At 67.1% G+C, this 14662-nt stretch carries 16 protein-coding genes and 1 pseudogene; 13 read left to right on the forward strand and 4 right to left on the reverse strand.

Annotated features, from left to right (window positions below):
• Window positions 1–13 precede the first annotated feature (13 nt).
• The 8 genes and pseudogenes from AC0CH8_RS05435 to AC0CH8_RS05470 all read left to right on the forward strand — a co-directional run bounded on the left by AC0CH8_RS05435 (window position 14) and on the right by AC0CH8_RS05470 (window position 6375).
• Window positions 14–820 (forward strand): PEPxxWA-CTERM sorting domain-containing protein, encoded by an 807-nt coding sequence (locus tag AC0CH8_RS05435; RefSeq protein ID WP_465239020.1) that lies wholly within the window; start codon window positions 14–16, stop codon window positions 818–820.
• A gap of 252 nt (window positions 821–1072) precedes the next feature.
• Complete coding sequence (locus AC0CH8_RS05440) at window positions 1073–2068, forward strand: PhoH family protein (RefSeq protein WP_204195065.1); 996 nt, start codon at window positions 1073–1075, stop codon at window positions 2066–2068.
• A 46-nt stretch (window positions 2069–2114) separates the two neighbouring features.
• The gene (locus AC0CH8_RS05445) at window positions 2115–2363 is read left to right on the forward strand and encodes a type II toxin-antitoxin system VapB family antitoxin (protein ID WP_204195066.1); all 249 of its coding nucleotides are present in this window, start codon (window positions 2115–2117) and stop codon (window positions 2361–2363) included.
• Window positions 2360–2755 carry a type II toxin-antitoxin system VapC family toxin gene (locus AC0CH8_RS05450; RefSeq protein WP_465239021.1) on the forward strand — a complete coding sequence of 132 codons (396 nt, stop codon included), beginning with the start codon at window positions 2360–2362 and terminating at the stop codon, window positions 2753–2755. The genes AC0CH8_RS05445 and AC0CH8_RS05450 overlap by 4 nt, the downstream gene beginning before the upstream one ends.
• On the forward strand, window positions 2752–3261 hold the full coding sequence (ybeY, locus tag AC0CH8_RS05455) for an rRNA maturation RNase YbeY (protein ID WP_465239022.1): 510 nt from the start codon (window positions 2752–2754) through the stop codon (window positions 3259–3261). Before AC0CH8_RS05450 ends, ybeY begins: the two co-directional genes overlap by 4 nt.
• Before the next feature lies 1 nt (window position 3262).
• The gene (locus AC0CH8_RS05460; RefSeq protein ID WP_055843814.1) at window positions 3263–4162 is read left to right on the forward strand and encodes a hemolysin family protein; all 900 of its coding nucleotides are present in this window, start codon (window positions 3263–3265) and stop codon (window positions 4160–4162) included.
• Between the two features lie 47 nt (window positions 4163–4209).
• A pseudogene (locus tag AC0CH8_RS05465) lies at window positions 4210–4860 on the forward strand (peroxidase family protein); the annotation flags it as partial.
• 174 nt (window positions 4861–5034) lie between these two features.
• Window positions 5035–6375 (forward strand): PQQ-dependent sugar dehydrogenase, encoded by a 1341-nt coding sequence (locus AC0CH8_RS05470; RefSeq protein WP_465239023.1) that lies wholly within the window; start codon window positions 5035–5037, stop codon window positions 6373–6375.
• Between the two features lie 42 nt (window positions 6376–6417).
• Here AC0CH8_RS05470 and AC0CH8_RS05475 read toward each other — a convergent pair whose 3' ends face one another.
• Both AC0CH8_RS05475 and AC0CH8_RS05480 read right to left on the reverse strand, forming a co-directional pair.
• A complete protein-coding gene (locus AC0CH8_RS05475) occupies window positions 6418–6720 on the reverse strand; it encodes a polyhydroxyalkanoic acid system family protein (protein ID WP_204195072.1) in 303 nt (100 codons plus the stop codon).
• Window positions 6721–6723: 3 nt separating this feature from the next.
• On the reverse strand, window positions 6724–7146 hold the full coding sequence (locus AC0CH8_RS05480; protein WP_465239024.1) for a VOC family protein: 423 nt from the start codon (window positions 7144–7146) through the stop codon (window positions 6724–6726).
• A 77-nt stretch (window positions 7147–7223) separates the two neighbouring features.
• Between AC0CH8_RS05480 and lnt the strand changes: the two genes are divergently transcribed.
• A complete protein-coding gene (gene lnt, locus AC0CH8_RS05485; protein ID WP_465239025.1) occupies window positions 7224–8765 on the forward strand; it encodes an apolipoprotein N-acyltransferase in 1542 nt (513 codons plus the stop codon).
• Window positions 8766–8809: 44 nt separating this feature from the next.
• Entirely contained in the window at window positions 8810–10015 is a 1206-nt protein-coding gene (metK, locus tag AC0CH8_RS05490; protein WP_465239026.1) for a methionine adenosyltransferase, read from the forward strand.
• Window positions 10016–10338: 323 nt separating this feature from the next.
• On the opposite strand, the gene AC0CH8_RS05495 is transcribed toward metK, so the two are convergent.
• On the reverse strand, window positions 10339–11235 hold the full coding sequence (locus AC0CH8_RS05495; protein WP_465239027.1) for a metal-dependent hydrolase: 897 nt from the start codon (window positions 11233–11235) through the stop codon (window positions 10339–10341).
• A gap of 53 nt (window positions 11236–11288) precedes the next feature.
• On the opposite strand from AC0CH8_RS05495, the gene AC0CH8_RS05500 reads away from it, so the two are divergent.
• Window positions 11289–11903: a TetR/AcrR family transcriptional regulator gene (locus tag AC0CH8_RS05500; protein WP_465239028.1), complete on the forward strand. Its 615-nt coding sequence runs from the start codon at window positions 11289–11291 to the stop codon at window positions 11901–11903.
• Window positions 11904–11912: 9 nt separating this feature from the next.
• Complete coding sequence (gene obgE / locus AC0CH8_RS05505) at window positions 11913–12959, forward strand: GTPase ObgE (RefSeq protein ID WP_465239029.1); 1047 nt, start codon at window positions 11913–11915, stop codon at window positions 12957–12959.
• Window positions 12960–12963: 4 nt separating this feature from the next.
• Here obgE and AC0CH8_RS05510 read toward each other — a convergent pair whose 3' ends face one another.
• Window positions 12964–13248, reverse strand: coding sequence for a PspC domain-containing protein (locus AC0CH8_RS05510; RefSeq protein ID WP_465239030.1), 285 nt, complete (start codon window positions 13246–13248; stop codon window positions 12964–12966).
• Between the two features lie 212 nt (window positions 13249–13460).
• Between AC0CH8_RS05510 and proB the strand changes: the two genes are divergently transcribed.
• Window positions 13461–14564 (forward strand): glutamate 5-kinase, encoded by a 1104-nt coding sequence (proB, locus tag AC0CH8_RS05515; protein WP_465239031.1) that lies wholly within the window; start codon window positions 13461–13463, stop codon window positions 14562–14564.
• Window positions 14565–14662 lie beyond the last annotated feature (98 nt).

Genomic DNA, 14662 nt, shown 5'->3' on the forward strand with positions numbered 1-14662 from the left:
TAAAGGAACTCTCATGCGCTACACGATCGCTCTCGTCCTCGCCGCCCTGCCGTCCGTCGGTGGCGCGCAGGTGTTTCCGGTGCCCAACACGACCTTCGCGCTGAACAGCACGACCTACACGCAGGATTTCAATACGCTCGCCGCCACCGGCGCGACGGGCACCGCCCTGCCGACCGGCTTCCAGGTCGCCGAAACCGGCAGCAACGCCAACACCAGCTACGGCGTCGGCACCGGCAGCAGCAACACCGGCAACAGCTACAGCTTCGGCAGCACGGGTAGCAGCGACCGCGCGCTGGGCAGCCTCGGCAGCGGCAGCATCACGCAGGTGCTGTTCGGCGGCGTCTTCACAAACGCGCTGGGTGCGACGATCACCGACCTCGCCTTCGCCTACACCGGTGAGCAGTGGCGCCTGTCCAACTCGCGCGACGACGGCCTGACGTTCCAGTATCTGATCGGCGCGACTGGCATCACCGGCAATGGCTGGACGACCATCACCGGCCTGAACTTCGCACCGCTGTTCGACAACGGCACGGCGACCGGCTCGGCGCTCAACGGCAACCTCGCCGTGAACCAGCGCGATCTGGCGGCGACGCTCAGCGGCCTGACGCTGCTCGACGGCCAGACGTTCGGGTTCCGCTGGGTAGACGTCAATTCGACCAGCAGCGATCAGGGCCTCGCCGTCGACGACCTGTCGATCACCGCGACGACGCTGGCGGGCGCGGTGCCGGAGCCGGCGACGTGGGCGATGATGATCGGCGGCGTCGCGATGGCCGGTGGCGCGCTGCGCCGCCGTCGCCGCGCCGCGGTCTCCTTCGCCTGATCGTTTTCGGGCTTTCGCCCAGCAGGGGACCCGTCCGGCGATGCCGGGCGGGTCCTTTGCGTTAACCCCGATCAGGACGGGCGATCTTGCCGCTGTCCTAACCGCTCCCCATCTGCCAGTCTTGCCCAGCATGCCGAATCTCTCCTGCCCCGCCAGTCCGTTGCGCGTTCTGCGCCCGGCCGGTCCGCGGCGGAGTGCAGGCAGCCTCTCCATCGCCTCCACTTCCTCCACTTCGCGTCTCGAAAGGACCGCATGAGCCGTAAGCCAGTCCCCGCCCAATCGGGTGAGCGTGCCCGTGTCGAGGTGATGTTCGATCGCCCCCAGGCGCTGGCGCAACTGTTCGGACAATATGACCAGAACCTCGTCGCGCTGGAGAATCGGCTCGGCGTCTACATCACCGCGCGCGGCAACCGCGTCGGGCTGGAGGGGACCGCCGAACAGGTCGCCATCGCCCGCGACGTGTTGCAGGACCTGTATCAGCGGATCGCCCGCGGCGAGCAGATCGACACCGGCCTCGTCGACGCGTCGATCGCGATGGTCGCCGAACCGACGCTGGCCGGCATCGTGTCGGCCGAGCGCACCGGTGGGCCCGGCATCATGATCCGCACGCGCAAGAAGACGATCGTGCCGCGCACCCCGGCACAGGCGCATTACATGCGCGATCTCGTCGGCAACGACATGATCTTCGCGCTTGGGCCGGCGGGCACCGGCAAGACCTATCTGGCGGTCGCGCAGGCGGTGGCGCAGCTCATCACCGGCTCCGTGCAACGGCTGATCCTGTCGCGCCCGGCGGTGGAGGCAGGCGAGCGGCTCGGCTTCCTGCCCGGCGACATGAAGGAAAAGGTCGATCCCTATCTGCGTCCCCTCTACGACGCGCTCTACGACTGCCTGCCCGCCGAACAGGTCGAACGGCGCATCGCATCGGGGGAGATCGAGATCGCACCGATCGCCTTCATGCGCGGACGTACGCTCGGCGACGCGTTCGTGATCCTCGACGAGGCGCAGAACACCACCCCCGCACAGATGAAGATGTTCCTGACCCGCTTCGGCCAGAACAGCCGGATGGTGATCTGCGGCGATCCCAATCAGGTCGATATCCCCGGCGGGCCTGCCGCCAGCGGCCTCGGCGATGCCGTCCGCCGCCTCGAAGGCCTCGAAGGGATCGCCATGAGCCGCTTCACCGCCGCCGACGTCGTCCGCCACCCCATCGTCGGCCGCATCGTCGAGGCGTATGAGGGGGCCGGTTGACGGTCGGGATATCCCGTCTTAACTTGAGGATATCCAAGGAGGACGCATGGGCGCGCTGTACGTGAAGGATGACGATGCGCGGGTTATGGCCGAGAAGCTCGCCGATCGCCGCGGTCTGACCAAGGTGGCTGCGGTCAAGCTCGCGTTGGCGAACGAACTGGCGCGGGACGAGCCGAAGCAATCCTTGCACGATATCGTCGCGGAACTGCGCCGCACGTCGAAGTTGCGAATCGACCCAGACGTTGTGATCGACAAGGCGTTTTACGACTCGCTGAACGATGAGGACGACGATTGACCATCTTCGTCGATGCTTCGGCGATCGTCGCCATCGTTCGGGGCGAGCCCGGATCGCATGACATCGAGTCGACGCTCGGCCAGCATGTGGACCGGCGCACCAGCGGCTTGGCGATGTGGGAAGCGGCACGCGCCCTTGGTCGGGAGAGCGATGAGGGTACGGAAGGCGGCTTGTTCGAAGTTACACGCTTCTGCACAGCTCTGGGTATCACGACCGTGCCGATCGGTTCTGCGGAAACGGCAGAAGCCGTGATTGCGCATCGGCGTTACGGCAAGGGCCATCATCCCGCCCGCCTGAACATGGGCGATTGCTTCGCCTACGCCTGCGCCCGGACGAACAACGCGCGCCTGCTCTACAAGGGCGATGATTTCTCCCATACGGACGTCGCATGATCCAGATCGAACTCTCCCGCGAAGATCCCTGGCCCGAGGGCGAGTGGGAGGCGATCGCGCGGCGCGCGGCGGAGGCGGCGATCGGGCGGACGCCGCAGGGGCCGCTGCTGACGACGGAGGCGCTGGTGGAGATCAGCGTCCGGCTGACCACCGACGACGAGGTCCACGCGCTGAACAAGCAGTATCGCGGCAAGGACAAGCCGACCAACGTCCTGTCCTTCCCGATGGTGCAGTCCGATTTGCTCGATACCGTCAGCCAGAACTCCGACGATGGCGAGCTGCTGCTCGGCGATATCGTGCTCGCCTACGGCGTTTGCGCGGCGGAGGCGGCGGAGCGCGGCATATCGACCGCGGATCACGCGACGCATTTGCTGGTTCATGGCACGCTGCACCTGCTAGGCTATGACCACATGACCGACGACGAGGCGGAATCGATGGAGGAGATCGAGCGACAGGCGCTCGCCTCCCTCGGCATCGCCGACCCCTATCTGATACGCGAGGACTGACTTGGCCGACGATCGAAGTAGCACCGCCGATAGCGACAGTATCTGGCGGGGTTTGAAATCGTTCATCTTCGGACAGGACACCGAGGAGCGGCTGCGCGATCAGCTCGAAGAGGCGATCGATCGTCACGAGGACGATCCCGCCCCCGACGCCAAGGGCGACCTGTCGCCGCTGGAACGGCAGATGGTCCGCAACCTGCTGCATTTCGGAGAGCGTGACGCCGGCGATGTCGGCGTTCCCCGCGCCGACATCGTCGCGGTCGAGGAGAAGACCAGCTTCGACCACCTCGTCCAGATCTTCGCGGAGGCCGGGCACAGCCGCCTGCCCGTCTATCGCGAGAAGCTCGATACGATCGTCGGCATGATCCACGTCAAGGACGTGTTTCGCATTCTCGCGACCGGCGCGCCGCACCCCGCGGACCTGTCGGGCCTGATCCGCGAGCCGTTGTATGTACCGATGTCGCGCGGAACGCTCGACGTGCTGGCCGACATGCGTCAGCGCCGCGTGCATCTGGCGATCGTGCTCGACGAATATTCGGGCACCGAGGGCCTCATCACGATCGAGGATCTGATCGAGGAGATCGTCGGCGAGATCGAGGACGAGCATGACGAGGCGCCAGAAGCGCTGCTGATCCCGCTCGACGGAGGCGCATGGGATGCCGACGCGCGGGTCGAGCTGGAGGATGTCGGCACCGCCGTCGATCCGCGGCTGGCGGATACCGAGGACGATGTCGACACGCTCGGCGGCCTCGCCGCGGTGCTCGCCGGGCGCGTGCCGCAGGTCGGCGAATGCGTCGATCACCCCTCGGGCTGGAAGCTGGAGGTGACCGATTCCGACGAGCGCCGCGTCAACCGCCTGCGCCTGCACCCGCCCGTCGAGCCCGAGCCAGCCGAGGCTGACTGATCGCTTTTCCCACTATAGATCGCCGGACCATTGTGTTCTGCAAACGCGACTCCGACGCACAGGGTGCGAAGAAGGTGTCGATCGCCGGCATGATCGTGCTCGGCGGTTCCGTCGGGATCGAGGCGGCGGCGAAGGCGGCGGGTCATGCGGTCGAGGTGCCGTTCAAACCCGGTCGCACCGACGCCAGCGAGGAGCAGACCGATGCCGAGGGCTTCGACGTGCTCGAACCCAAGGCAGACGGTTTCCGCAACTATCTCTCGGTCAAGTTCAACGTCCCGACCGAGGAACTGCCGGTCGACCCTGCGCAATTGCTCGGGCTCAGCGCACCGGAGATGACGGTGCTGGTCGGCGGGCTGCGCGTGCTGGGTGCGAACCACAGCAAGGCCAAGCAGCACGGCGTGTTCACCGATCGGCCCGGTCAGCTGACCAACGACTTCTTCGTCAACCTGCTCGACATGGGCACGGCATGGAAGCAGATCAGCGACGAGAGCGACGAGGAGTTCCTCGGTACCGATCGCCACACGCACGAGCAGCGCTGGACCGCGTCACGCACCGATCTGGTGTTCGGCTCCAACTCCCAGCTGCGCGCGCTGTCGGAAGTCTATGCGGCGTCCGATGCGGGCGAGATGTTCGTGTCGCACTTCGTCAAGGCGTGGACGAAGGTGATGAACGCCGACCGGTACGACCTGACGGTGTAATCATCCCAAATCCTCCCCGCTCGCCGGGAGGTGGCGCGCGGAAGGCGTGACGGAGGGGCAGCCACGGGCGACATCGCTCGTGGCTGCCCCTTCCGCATATTTGGTACCGTTCCACGAAGACGAGGATCGAGTCCGGCCGTTGCGGCAAACGACCACACCTCCTAGGTTCACACCATGCTCAAACACGTCCTGCGCGTCCTCGCGATCGTCGTCGTCATCGTCATCGGCGTGGTGGTGTATCTCGCCTGGCCCGATACCGCGAAGCTGTCGGTCGCGCAGGTCGCCGGCGCGCGGCCCGACATCACCGCCCCGCGCGTCCAGACGCTGCCGACCGTCGGGGTCGCCGACGTCGTCGGCTGGCAGGGCAACCGCAAGCCGGTCGCGGCGCAGGGCCTCCAGGTCGCCGCCTTCGCCAGCGGCCTCGACCACCCCCGCTGGCTCTATCGCCTGCCCAATGGCGACGTGCTGGTCGCCGAGACCAATTCGCCCAAGCGCGAGGGTGGTGGCATCCAGGGCTGGGTGATGGGGCTGCTGATGAGCAAGGCCGGCGCCGGTGTGCCCTCGGCGAACCGCATCACCCTGCTGCGCGATGCCGATGGCGACGGCGTGGCAGAGGTGAAGACCGCTTTCATGACGGGGTTGAACTCGCCGTTCGGCATGGCGCTGATGGATGGCCAACTCTACATCGGCAATACTGACGCGCTGGTCCGCGTGCCATACAAGGACGGCCAGACCACGATCACTGCCACGCCGGAGACGATCGTCAAGCTCAATCCCGGCGGCAATCACTGGGCGCGCAACGTCATCGCGGCGGCGGACGGCAAGACGCTCTACGTCTCGGTCGGCTCCGCCAGCAACATCGCCGAAGGCGGCATGGCTGCGGAAAAATACCGCGCCAACATCCTTCAGGTCTGGCCGGACAAGCAGTGGCGCGTGTTCGGCGCGGGCATCCGCAACGCCAACGGCATGGCGATCAACCCCGTCACCAAGCAGCTCTGGACCGTCGTCAACGAGCGCGACATGCTCGGCTCCGACCTCGCGCCCGACTATCTGACGCAGGTGGAATTCGGCGACCATTTCGGCTGGCCCTGGTATTATTGGGGCGGCTATCCGGATACCCGCGTCGAACCGAAGAACCCCTCGCTTCAGGAATATAGCAAGCGCCCGGACTATGCGCTGGGGCCGCACGTCGCTGCGCTCGGATTGACCTTCTCCACCGACACCAAGCTGGGCGATCGCTGGGCCTCTGGGGCGTTCGTCGGCGAGCATGGCTCGTGGAACCGCAAGCCGGTGTCGGGGTACAAGGTCGTGTACGTCCCGTTCGCCGCCAACGGCTACCCCGCGCCGGGCGCGAAGCCGGTCGACGTGCTGACCGGCTTCCTCGACAAGGACGGCAAGGCGCAGGGCCGCCCGGTCGGCGTCATCACCGACAAGGCGGGCGCGCTGCTGGTGGCGGACGATGTCGGCAACCGCATCTGGCGGGTCAGCGCACCGACTGCGACCGCGGCGCGCTGACGGGGCTGGCGTGCGTGGCGATCGATCGCCACGCCGCCTCCGCTACTTCAACAGCTTGGGTGCTTCCTTCTCGATCGCCGCCTTCACCTGACTGGCGAACAGCCCTAGGAACGCGGGCAGGTCGACCACCGCGTGAACCTTGTCGGCGAACACCGTCGCCGTGGAGGCGATCGTCTGGCCCATCGCGGATACGGTGAAATGCATCGTGTCGCCCTCCCAACGGTGCTGGACCAGCCCGCCGCCTGGGATTTTCTCGGTAATCCGCTGGATGCCGCCGTCGAGCCGCTGGCGCACCGCCTCCTTGCCGAGCGAGTGGGGAATATCGAGTGCGATCGGGGTGCCCATCACTTAATCCTTGGCAAACAGCATGGCGTCGTCCGCGAACGCCTTGAACTCCAGTGCGTTGCCGCTGGGGTCGCGAAAGAACATCGTCGATTGCTCGCCCGCCTGCCCCGCGAACCGTGTGTAGGGCGCGATCCCGAAGCGCACGCCCGCCGCCTTCACCCGGTCGGCCAGCGCGCGCCAGTCGGCGGGGGTCAGCACGACGCCGAAATGCGGAACCGGCACCGCGTGCCCGTCGACCGCATTCTCGACCGCGACAGGCTGTGCGGCGGGATCGAGATGCGCGACAATCTGGTTACCGAACAGGTCGAAGTCGATCCAGTGATCGCTCGACCGCCCTTCGGTACAGCCGAGGACACCGGCATAGAAGGCGCGCGCGGCGGCGAGATCGTGGACCGGAAAGGCGAGGTGGAACGGGCGTAGTGTCATGGCCGCGTGATACACCAGCGGATCGCGCGCGTCAGCCCCGCACGACGCGCACCCCGCAACCCCTTGTTAGGCAGGCGATGCCGGGCCAAGTGGCGCGCGTGACGTTCCTCCGATCCCCTGTCGTCCTGTCGCTGCTGCTCGGCGCTGCCGCCGCCTGCGGGTTCGCGCCGCTCGAACTATGGCCACTCGCGCTCGCCTGCTTCGCGGCATGGCTGGTGCTGGTGCACGGGGCACCGACATTCCGGGCGGCGCTGTGGCGTGGCTGGCTGTTCGGGCTCGGGCATTTCACCGTCAACAACAACTGGTTCCAGCACGCGTTCGACTTTCAGGACGCGATGCCGCCGGTGCTGGGCTATTTCGCCGCGGTCGGACTGGCCTTGTATCTGGCCGTCTATCCGATGGTGGCCGCGGGCATCGCATGGCGATTCCGGCGCGAACGACCGGACGCTGCGTTCGTCCTGATCTTCGCGGCGGCGTGGATCGCGACGGAATATCTGCGGGCGGTTCTGTTCACTGGCTATGCGTGGGACCCGCTTGCGGTGATGTGGGTGCCGGTGCAGGCGGTCGCGAGCGTGTCGGCGCGGGTCGGCACCTATGCACTGTCGGGCCTGACGATCGCCTTCGCGGGCGCGTTGGCGCTGCTGGTGCGACGCCGCTGGTGGTGGGGCGCGGTCGCGCTGGCGGTGCCGCTCGCGCTGCAACCCCTTTCCTATCGCGCCGCCCCGATGGCCACCGGCCCGCGCATCCGCGTCGTTCAGCCGAACATCGGCCAGCAGGATCGCAACGAGAATGATGGCGAGCGCGTGTTCCGCGCCCTCGCCGCCCTGTCGGGAGAGCCCGGCGCTGCCCCGCGCCTGATCGTCTGGCCCGAAGGCGTGCTGCGCGACCTGATCGAGGACGATTACCCCTCGTGGATCTACACCAAGGATCCGGCGCAGCTTCGGCGACGGATCGCGGCGTTGCTGGGGCCGCGCGACGTGCTGATGACCGGCGGCATCGCGCTATCGTTCGACGATCGGGACCGCATCGCCACCGCGGCGAATTCGGTGTTCGCGATCGACAGCGATGCGCGCCTGATCGGCCGCTACGACAAGGCGCATCTGGTGCCGTATGGCGAGTATCTGCCGCTGCCGTGGCTGCTCCGGCCACTGGGGCTGGCGCGCCTGGTGCCGGGCGACATCGACTTCACGCCCGGCCCCGGGCCGCGCGCGATGGACTGGCCCGGCTTCGGCCCGGTCGGCGTGCAGGTCTGTTACGAGATCATCTTTTCCGGCGAAGTCGTCGACGAGTCGAAGCGGCCGAAACTGCTGTTCAACCCGTCGACCGACGCGTGGTTCGGGAAATGGGGCCCGCCGCAGCATCTGGCGCAGGCGCGGATGCGCGCGATCGAGGAGGGTTTGCCGATCGTCCGCTCGACCCCGACCGGTATCTCCGCCGTCATCGCGGCGGATGGCGCGCTGCTGGCGACGGTTCCGCATGAACGGGCGGGCGCGATCGAGGTGGCGGTCCCTGCCGCCCTGCCGCCGACGCTGTTTTCCCGGATCGGGAACGTCATGGCCGCGATCGTTGCCGTGATGATGGGCGTGGCCGCGATTGCCATCCGTCGCAGGGAGCGGTAGGGACCGTCATATAAAGCTATCTTTATATCGTTATGAGGCATTCGATGCGCAGCTCGTTCATCTTCACGTCCGAATCGGTTTCCGAGGGTCACCCCGACAAGGTTGCAGACCAGATCAGCGACTCGATCGTCGACCTGTTCCTGTCGAAGGACCCCGAGGCGCGCGTCGCGTGCGAAACGCTGACCACCACGCAGCTCGTCGTGCTGGCGGGTGAAATCCGCGGCAAGGGCATCATGGACGCCGATGGAAACTGGGCCGAGGGCGTAAAGGACGAGATCGAGAAGACCGTTCGCGATACCGTCAAGCGGATCGGCTACGAGCAGTCGGGTTTCCATTGGCAGACCTTCCGCTTCGAGAACAACCTCCACCCGCAGTCGGCGCACATCGCGATGGGCGTGGATGAAAGCGGCAACAAGGACGAGGGTGCCGGTGATCAGGGCATCATGTTCGGCTACGCAACCGACGAGACTCCGGGCCTGATGCCCGCGACGCTCTATTACAGCCACAAGATCCTCGAGAAGATGGCCGCCGACCGCCACTCGGGTGCCGCGCCCTTCCTGGAGCCGGACGCCAAGAGCCAGGTGACGCTGCAGTACGAGAACGAGCTGCCCGTCCGTGCCACCGCGCTGGTCGTGTCGACCCAGCATAGCGCCGACCTGTCGAACGACGCCGGTCAGGCGAAGCTGCGCGACTACGTCAAGGGCGTGTTCGCCGAGATCCTGCCCGAGGGCTGGCTGCCGGCCGAGGACAAGATCTACGTCAACCCGACCGGCCTGTTCGAGATCGGCGGCCCGGACGGCGACGCCGGCGTCACCGGTCGCAAGATCATCGTCGACACGTACGGCGGCGCGGCTCCGCACGGCGGCGGCGCGTTCAGCGGCAAGGACCCCACGAAGGTCGATCGTTCGGCCGCCTATGTCGCGCGCTATCTCGCGAAGAACGTCGTTGCCGCCGGGCTCGCGCGCCGCTGCACGATCCAGCTCAGCTACGCGATCGGCATCGCCGAGCCGCTGTCGGTCTATGTCGACCTGCACGGCACCGGCACCGTCGAGGAAGCCGCGCTGGAAACCGCGCTGCCCAAGCTCGTTCGCCTGACGCCGAAGGGCATCCGCGAGCATCTGAAGCTGAACGCCCCGATCTATTCGAAAACGGCCGCCTATGGTCACTTCGGTCGCGATCCCGAGGGCGACCTGTTCACCTGGGAAAAGACCGACCTCGTCGACGCGCTCAAGGCAGCAGTCGCCGCCTAAGTCATCGGACGCCGCATCGACTCCAGACACGATCAAGGGCCTTCCCGGCAGCGGGGAGGCCCTTTTCCTTGCCTGTCGGACCGCCTGCGGGGCTGTTGTCCGGCTGATCGAACGCCTGTCGACAACGACACAGCCACCGGTCTTCCGACCGGTGGCTGTGTCGTTGGTTCGCCCGCTTCACGAAACGGCTGTCCTACACGGTCCGACCGCTATATTTCGGACGATCGATACCGCTCCTTGAACCGCCCGCCATGACTCGCACGTGCCGATTCGAGCGGCGCAGAAAAGCCGCATTGGACTAACCTTAGCCTAACCTTCCGACCTCAGGCCGCCACCGCCAGCTTGCGGGCACCCGGCAACAGCGCGTCCTCATACTCGCTTTCCGCCAGCGCGATGAGGGCGCGGTCGTCGTGGGTCCAGGGGTGGAAGCCAGGTAGGAAGTAACTGAACCAGACGCCGGCGACCTTGCGAGCCATGCCGGGGCGGCCGAACGCGTACCAGAACAGTTGCCACCAGACCTTTGGACCGGTCAGGCCATCCTGCCGCAGCAGTTCCAGCATGCCCTTGCGACGACCCTGAAAGAAACGCTGCGTGGTCAGCAGCATGACGATCGACTTGACCTTCCAGCGCTTGAACCGGGTCCAGTCCTTCGTCGCGTGCATCCAGGTGTCGTAGGCGACGCCCTTGTGCTCGATCTCCTCCGCCGCGTGCCAGCGCCACAGCCCGGCCGCCTGCGCATCGCCGCCCTTCAGATGCGCCGGGTTGGCGATCAACTCATGCGCCAGCATTGCGGTGAAGTGCTCCAGCGCCATCGTCGCCGCCAGATTGGCGATCAGCGGCCGCCCCTTGGTCAGCGCCAGTGCCTCGTCGACATGCCGCTCCAGCAGCGATACGTCATATCCCTGATCGACCACGTGCCGGTTGAACGCGACATGCTCGCGGCTGTGGATCACCTCCTGCTTGACGAAGGACTGGATCTCGCCCGCCAGCTTCGGCGACGCGCCCTCGCGAAACGCCCGCACGCTCTCGACGAAGAACGCCTCACCCTTGGGGAAGGTCACCGACAGCGCGTTGTAGAACGCGGTCGCGATCGGATCGTCGTTCAACCAATAACGCTTCATCACATGGCCGCGCCCGAACCGCACGTCGCGCGGCGTGATCGTCAGGTCCGCGGGCGTGATCGCCGCGCGCAAGTTTGCCTTTGCCACGAAACTCTCCAAAGATGGGGTTCGACCTCTACTTACACGAATGTAAATAAAGCACCCTCACGATCATGTCAATCGCCCCCTCCCCGCGCCGGCGGTTGAGTCCCGACGAATCGCGCAGCGTCGCGCTGGATGCCGCACGTGCGCTGCTGATCGAAACCGGCCCGCAGTCGGTGACGCTGAAGGCGGTTGCGGGGCGGGTGGGGCGGACGCACGCCAATCTGCTCCACCATTTCGGGTCGGCCGCAGGACTTCAGAAGGCGCTGGCGGAGCGCATGGCGGCGGACATTACCGCAACGATCGGCGAGGCGGTGCTTGCCGCCCGTGCCCGCCAGCGCGACCCGCGCGCGATCGTCGACCTGACCTTCGATGCGTTCGACAAGGAAGGGGCCGGCGCACTGGCAAGCTGGATGATCCTGTCGGGGAACCGGGACGCGCTCGATCCCATCCTGATCGCAATCCACCGGCTCGTCGACCAGCTGGGGCAGGCGACCGGCATCGGCACCCGCCCGATCGCGGAGGAGACGCTGCAACTGGTGCTGCTCGCGCTCGGCGATGCGCTGCTCGGCCAGCCGATGGCGGACGCGCTGGGCCTGCCGCGTACCCGTGCTCGGGAATTGGCGCTGGCGGCCTTGCTCGGCTCCGAAGCCGCACGGGATGACGAAAGCGTGCAACCCGCGTAAGGGCGGCGGATGCATTTTCTCGATCAGGCCAAGATCTTCGTCCGTTCCGGCGCGGGTGGCCCCGGCGCCGTCAGCTTTCGGCGCGAAAAGTTCATCGAATATGGTGGTCCCGACGGCGGCAACGGCGGCAAGGGCGGCGACATCGTATTCGAGGCGGTCGCTGGGCTGAACACGCTGATCGATTTCCGTTACACCCAGCATTTCCGGGCTCCGCGCGGCAGCGGCGGCAGCGGTAGCAATCGCACCGGTGGCGGTGGGGACGATCTCGTCATCAAGGTCCCGGTCGGTACGCAGGTGCTGTCCGAGGACCGCGAGGAGGTGCTGCTCGACTTCACGAAGGTCGGTCAGCGCGAGGTGTTCTTCCGCGGTGGCGACGGCGGTCGCGGCAACGCCAGCTACAAAACATCGACCAATCGCACCCCGCGCCAGCACGGCACCGGCTGGCCCTCGCAGGAAGCGTACGTCTGGCTGCGGCTGAAGCTGCTGGCCGATGTCGGTCTCGTCGGGCTGCCCAATGCCGGCAAGTCGACCTTCATCAACGCGGTGACCAACGCGCAGGCCAAGGTCGCGGAATACGCCTTCACCACGACGCGTCCGCAGCTGGGCGTGGTCCGCCACAAGCAGCGCGAGTTCGTCGTCGCGGACATTCCCGGCCTGATCGAAGGCGCGGCGGACGGGGCGGGCATCGGCGACCGTTTCCTGGGGCATATCGAGCGGTGCCGCGTGCTGCTGCACCTCGTCGACGCCAACGACACCGATGTCGCCGAAAGCTACCGCATCGTCCGCGAGGAGCTGGAGGCTTACGGGGCCGGGCTGGCCGAGAAGCCGGTGGTCATCGGCCTGAACAAGATCGACATGCTCGACGACGAACTGATCGAGGTGATGTCGAAGGAACTGGCGGACGCCAGCGGCGCGGACGTCATCCCGCTGTCGGGCGCCAGCGGCGTCGGGGTCGACTGGGTCCTCGATCAATTGCTCGAAGCCGTCGGCCCCGCCGCCGACTCGCCGGTGTCGGACGACGGCGAGGAAGACGCCGTGGAGTGGTCGCCGATCTGATCGATCAGGCGGCCAGCCGGAACTCCTGTTCCGGCTGCGCCACGATCACTGGAACCGAGGCGGCGACCTTGCCGCGCTTCCGGGTCGGGAACATCAGGCGCGAGGCGAGGACGATCACGCCGAGCGCCGCGTAGGTCGAGAGCACCGCCAGCGGCGCCCAGATCAGCGGCGCCGCGAAGGCGAGGCGCAACCACAGCGGGTTGAAGCCGAAGTCCTCGGCGATGCAGCCGCACACGCCGAAAAGGTTCTTCCACTCGGTGTCGGGCTGGGCGGCGGGGAGATCGGTCATCGGTCTGGCTCCTGTCGGTGTGTTACCGGACGCTTCGCAGGAGCCGTGCCAATTTGCAGGACTGGCGGAAAAGCGCGCCCTTGCTTCTCGCGCCCCTCTATCTCGCCCCATCTGGGCGCCAAGTGTCCGCAACTTGCGCCGCGCGGTTGGCGCATTTCGCCAAGGCGTTTCGGACGATTGGCGGAACGTTGGGCGGACGATAAGACGGGTACATGCCGCTTTTCCCGCCCACCACGTGCCAGCGCCTGATCGTCAAGGTCGGCTCGGCGCTGCTCGTTGATCCAGACGGCTCGGTGCGGCGCGACTGGCTGGCTACGTTGGTCGCCGATGTCGCCGAGCGTAAAGCTGCCGGGCAGCAGGTCGCAATCGTCTCGTCCGGCGCGATCGCGCTCGGGGCACGGCGGCTGGGGTTAAGCAAGGGTGGTCGCGCCAGCCTGGAGGATGCGCAGGCCGCCGCCGCGACCGGCCAGATTGCGCTGGCGCAGGTGTGGGCGGACCTGCTCGGCAATCACGGGCTGACCGCCGCGCAGATGCTGGTGACGCTCGGCGATCTGGAGGACCGTCGCCGTTACCTGAATGCTGCGGCGACGCTGGGACGGCTGCTCGGGCTGAACGTGGTGCCCGTCGTCAACGAGAATGACAGCGTCGCCACCGAAGAAATTCGCTTCGGCGATAATGACCGCCTCGCCGCCCGCGTCGCGCAGGCCGCGGCGGCGCAGGGCGTCGTGCTGCTGTCGGATGTCGACGGGCTCTACGACGCCAACCCTCAGACAAAACCGGCCGCCCGTCACGTGCCCCGCGTCGAACGGATCGAGGATGTCGCGGGCATGGCCGATGCCGGTTCCGGCTCCGGCATGGGATCGGGCGGCATGATATCGAAGATCGCCGCGGCCCGCATCGCCACCGCTGCCGGTATTCCGCTCGCGATCGCGTCGGGCCGGGTCGATCGCCCGTTGTCGGGCGAACGCCGGCACACGCTGTTCGCTGCCGAGCGTAGCGCGTCCGCGCGCAAGGCCTGGCTGGCGGGTGGCCTGACCGCGGCCGGCACGATCCGCATCGACGCCGGGGCCGGCACGGCACTGGCGGGCGGCAGCAGCCTGCTGGCGGCGGGCGCGGTCGCGGTGGAGGGTGCGTTCGCGCGCGGTGACCTCGTCACGATCGCCGGGCCAGAGGGGCCTCTGGCGCGCGGCCTGTCGGAATACGATGCCGCCGATGCGCGCCGGCTGCTCGGCCGCCGCAGTGAGGATCATGCGGCGATCCTGGGCTATGCACCGCGGGCGGCGCTGGTGCATCGCAGCCATCTGGCGATGTTGTGAAACGAGTGCCGGCCTTGAGGCAGTCTGCCGGGTGGTGGCCGGAGATCAGTGCGCCCTTAACGTTTCGTCCGAAGCGAGTTAGGATCGCGGCATCGGAC

The sequence above is a fragment of the Sphingomonas sp. AC435 genome (assembly GCF_979253005.1).

What these genes read in the sequence shown, in the direction of transcription:
- obgE (WP_465239029.1), top strand. Translation starts at nt 11,913, where the DNA reads ATGCATTTTCTCGATCAGGCCAAGATCTTCGTCCGTTCCGGCGCGGGT.
- proB (WP_465239031.1), top strand. Translation starts at nt 13,461, where the DNA reads ATGCCGCTTTTCCCGCCCACCACGTGCCAGCGCCTGATCGTCAAGGTC.
- AC0CH8_RS05440 (WP_204195065.1), top strand. Translation starts at nt 1,073, where the DNA reads ATGAGCCGTAAGCCAGTCCCCGCCCAATCGGGTGAGCGTGCCCGTGTC.
- AC0CH8_RS05470 (WP_465239023.1), top strand. Translation starts at nt 5,035, where the DNA reads ATGCTCAAACACGTCCTGCGCGTCCTCGCGATCGTCGTCGTCATCGTC.
- lnt (WP_465239025.1), top strand. Translation starts at nt 7,224, where the DNA reads ATGCCGGGCCAAGTGGCGCGCGTGACGTTCCTCCGATCCCCTGTCGTC.
- AC0CH8_RS05480 (WP_465239024.1), bottom strand. Translation starts at nt 7,146, where the DNA reads ATGACACTACGCCCGTTCCACCTCGCCTTTCCGGTCCACGATCTCGCC.
- AC0CH8_RS05435 (WP_465239020.1), top strand. Translation starts at nt 14, where the DNA reads ATGCGCTACACGATCGCTCTCGTCCTCGCCGCCCTGCCGTCCGTCGGT.
- AC0CH8_RS05475 (WP_204195072.1), bottom strand. Translation starts at nt 6,720, where the DNA reads ATGGGCACCCCGATCGCACTCGATATTCCCCACTCGCTCGGCAAGGAG.
- ybeY (WP_465239022.1), top strand. Translation starts at nt 2,752, where the DNA reads ATGATCCAGATCGAACTCTCCCGCGAAGATCCCTGGCCCGAGGGCGAG.
- metK (WP_465239026.1), top strand. Translation starts at nt 8,810, where the DNA reads ATGCGCAGCTCGTTCATCTTCACGTCCGAATCGGTTTCCGAGGGTCAC.
- AC0CH8_RS05500 (WP_465239028.1), top strand. Translation starts at nt 11,289, where the DNA reads ATGTCAATCGCCCCCTCCCCGCGCCGGCGGTTGAGTCCCGACGAATCG.
- AC0CH8_RS05445 (WP_204195066.1), top strand. Translation starts at nt 2,115, where the DNA reads ATGGGCGCGCTGTACGTGAAGGATGACGATGCGCGGGTTATGGCCGAG.
- AC0CH8_RS05510 (WP_465239030.1), bottom strand. Translation starts at nt 13,248, where the DNA reads ATGACCGATCTCCCCGCCGCCCAGCCCGACACCGAGTGGAAGAACCTT.